Origin of the sequence: Aeromicrobium sp. (genome assembly GCF_049586495.1) — a bacterium.
Lineage (GTDB): Bacteria > Actinomycetota > Actinomycetes > Propionibacteriales > Nocardioidaceae > Aeromicrobium.
On record NZ_JBAVCB010000123.1, the window covers coordinates 1 to 3,573 of the forward strand.

General features: G+C 66.6%; 2 protein-coding genes. One reads left to right on the plus strand and one right to left on the minus strand.

Annotated features, from left to right (window positions below; all coding sequences use genetic code 11):
* Window positions 1-1,070 (minus strand): acyl-CoA dehydrogenase family protein (locus tag WB508_RS06610; RefSeq protein WP_423844088.1); only part of this gene is annotated, 1,070 nt, incomplete at its 3' end.
* Between the two features lie 102 nt (window positions 1,071-1,172).
* On the opposite strand from WB508_RS06610, the gene WB508_RS06615 reads away from it, so the two are divergent.
* Window positions 1,173-3,545, plus strand: a complete 2,373-nt coding sequence (locus WB508_RS06615; protein ID WP_423844089.1) for a bifunctional salicylyl-CoA 5-hydroxylase/oxidoreductase — start codon at window positions 1,173-1,175, stop codon at window positions 3,543-3,545.
* Window positions 3,546-3,573 lie beyond the last annotated feature (28 nt).

Consider the following 3,573-nt stretch of genomic DNA (forward strand, 5'->3'; position numbering starts at 1 on the left):
ACGTCGCGGTAGAGGTGCTCGAGCAGATGTCCGCGCTGCAGGGCCCGGGCGCCGTGCAGCTGGACGCACTGATCGACGATCCGCTGGGCCGCCTCGGTGGCGAAGAGCTTGGCCATGGCGGCGGTGCGGCCGATGGTGCTGCGGTCCGATCCTGCGTCGTAGGAGGCGGCCGCCGCATAGACGAGGAGTCGAGATGCCTCGAGCTGCGTGGCCATGTCTGCCAACGAGTGGGCCACCGATTGCTGCGCCACCAGCGGGCCGCCGTAGGCCTGACGCGTGGTCACGTGATCGATGGTCGCATCGAGTGCTGCGCGTGCCATACCGACCGCGAACGCGCCCACGCTGGGCCGGAACAGGTCGAGCGTCCGCATCGCGACCCGGAATCCCGCATCGACCTCACCCAAGACGTCGGCCCGTTCGACGCGAACGCCGTCGAAGGTGAGCCGACCGATCGGGTGCGGCGAGAGCATGTCGAGGTGTTCTCCGCTGAGCCCAGGCGCATCGCCGGCCACGGCGAAAGCGGTGACGCCGCGCGCGCCGGCGCCGATCGTGGTGCGAGCGAACACGGTGTAGACATCCGCCTCGGGTGCGTTGGAGATCCACACCTTCTCGCCGCTGAGCACCCAGCTGTCGCCATCGGCTTCGGCGTTCAGTGACAGCGCGGCAGCGTCGGACCCTGCGTTGGGCTCGGTGAGCGCGAAGGCCGCCACGGTCGTGCCCTGGACGACGCCGGGAATCCAGCGATCAATCGTTTTTGGCGTACCCGATTGGAGGATGGGGTAGCTGCCCAGGCCTTGGAGCGCCAAGGTCGTCTCGGCTTCGGGACTCACTGCGGCGATCGTCTCCCGCAGGAGGCACAGCTGCATGGCTGCTGCATCCCGCGGTGGGTCACCGGCGTGGCCACCGAAGAGATCGCGGAGCAAGCCGAGGTCGCCCATGGCCTGCAGCAGCGCCCGATTGACCCGACCTTCTACGCCGGCCGCGGCCACCTCGACGAGGTGCTCGACGGCGAGTTCGCGCACGCGAGTGGTGTAGGCGAGCTGGTCGGCGCTCAGAGCGAACCCGGACATCGCATCCTCCTCGTGAATTGCTGAAGAATCAGAGTATATCGCCTTGACAACGAGCGTCAAGCAAACAGTATACTCAGGCGGACTGAACCTTGAGGAGGAACTGTGCGCATTGCTGTGGTGGGTGGAGGGCCTGGCGGCTTGTACTTCGCGGCGCTTGCCAAGCAGCTGGGCCCCGATCACGACATCACGGTGTGGGAGCGCAATGCGGCCGACGACACCTTCGGGTTCGGTGTGGTCTTCTCCGACGAGACGCTCGGCGGGATCGAGCACGCCGACCCCGTCGTGCACGGGCTCATGGAGAAGGAGTTCGCGATCTGGGACGACATCGACGTGCACTATCGGGGCGACGTCATCACCAGTGGTGGCCATGCATTCGCTGCCATGGGGCGCAAGCGGCTTCTGGAGATCTTGCAGAATCGTTGCCACGACCTGGGCGTCGACGTGCGGTTCTCGACCGACGCTCCCGACGCGACCGAGCTCAAGGACGACTACGACCTCGTGATCGCCGCCGACGGGCTGAACTCCGCGATTCGCACCGCGTACGCCGATCATTTCGAGCCGACCCTCGACACGCGGAAGTGCCGTTACATGTGGCTCGGCACCGACAAGGTGTTCGAGGCGTTCACCTTCGACGTGCGTGAGACACCGCATGGCGTCATGCAGATGCACGGATATCCGTTCGACGAGCACGGCAGCACCTTCATCGTCGAGATGACGGATGAGGTGTGGCGTCGGGCAGGTTTCGAGGGCAACGACCAAGGGACGTTCGCGCCCGGCGAGTCCGACGAGCAGTCGATCGAGACCGTCCGTGAGCTCTTCGCCGACGCGCTGGACGGCCACGAGGTCCTCGCCAACAACTCACGGTGGATCAGCTTCACCACGGTGCGCAACGAGCACTGGGTGCACGACAACATCGTGCTGCTCGGCGACGCCGCCCACACCGCGCACTTCTCGATTGGTTCGGGCACCAAGCTCGCCATGGAGGATGCACTGTCCTTGGTCGCTTGCCTGCACGAGACCGACACCGTCGCCGGAGCTCTCGCCGCCTATGAAGTCGAACGCAAGGCGGTGGTCCTGTCGACCCAGCGCGCCGCGCAAGCGAGTCTCGAGTGGTTCGAGAACATCGAGCAGTACGTGCATCAGGAACCGGCACAATTCGCCTTCAACCTTTTGACCCGCAGTCGTCGCATCACGTACGACAACCTGCGCCTGCGCGATCCGGAGTTCATTGCTGGTGTCGACGCATGGTTCGCTGAGCACGAGCTGCGCGCCGGCCGGGGTGATGGCGGGGTTCGACCTCCGATGTTCCAGCCGTTCCAGATCGGCGACCTCGACGTGGTGAACCGCGTCGTCGTCTCGCCCATGGACCAGTACGTGTCGGTCGACGGCATGCCGGCGGACTTCCATCTGGTCCACCTCGGCGGCAAGGCGCTCGGCGGCGCCGGTCTGGTGATGACCGAGATGGTGTGCGTCTCGCCAGAAGGTCGTATCACGCCGGGGTGCACCGGATTGTGGACCGACGAGCAGGGCGATGGGTGGCGCCGCATCTGTGACTTCGTGCATGCGGCATCAGCGGCCAAGATCGGTGCCCAGATCGGTCACTCGGGGCCGAAGGGTTCCACCAAGCTCATGTGGGAAGGCATCGACCAGCCCCTTGAGTCTGGCAACTGGCCGGTGGTCGCGGCATCCGAGACGGCTTATCAGCCGGGCGTCAATCAGACTCCACGGGCGCTCGACCGACACGACATGGACGCCATCGTGGCCGACTTCGTCGCCGCTGCCCGGCGCGCTGATGACGCCGGCTTCGACCTGATCGAGCTGCACTGCGCGCATGGCTACCTGTTGTCCTCCTTCCTGTCGCCGGTGACGAACCAGCGCACGGACGAGTACGGCGGCGACCTGGCCGGCCGTCTGCGATTCCCGCTCGAGGTCTTTGCGGCGATGCGCGCCGAGCTCGCCGCGCACAAGCCGATGACGGTCCGCATCTCGGCCACCGACTGGGTCGAGGGTGGGATCTCGCTCGACGACACCCTCGCCATGTCGCGCGCCTTCGAGGAGGCCGGCGCGGCGGCGATCGATGTCTCGACCGGGCAGGTCACAGCGCGGGAGAAGCCAGCATTCGGCCGGTCCTATCAGACGCCTTTCGCTGACTCGATCCGCAACTCACTGGGAATCTCGACGATCGCCGTCGGCGTCATCTCCTCGGCCGATGACGTCAACACCATCGTGCTCGCAGGACGGGCCGACCTGTGCGCATTGGGGCGCGTCCATCTGTACGACCCGAACTGGACCTTGCACGCGGCCGTCGAGCAGGACTACGACGGCGACGGTGCGGTGTGGCCAGATCCGTGGCGTGCGGGCCGACGCAAGCCCCAGACCGGGCGCGCCGACGAAGCCAGGCCGAGACTGGAGCTCATCCGGGCGAATGGCGCGGTCGACGGTCACCGGCGGTGGCGGCCCGGGGCTGGTCGTTAGCCCCTCGAACACCGACAGAGGGCCCCAC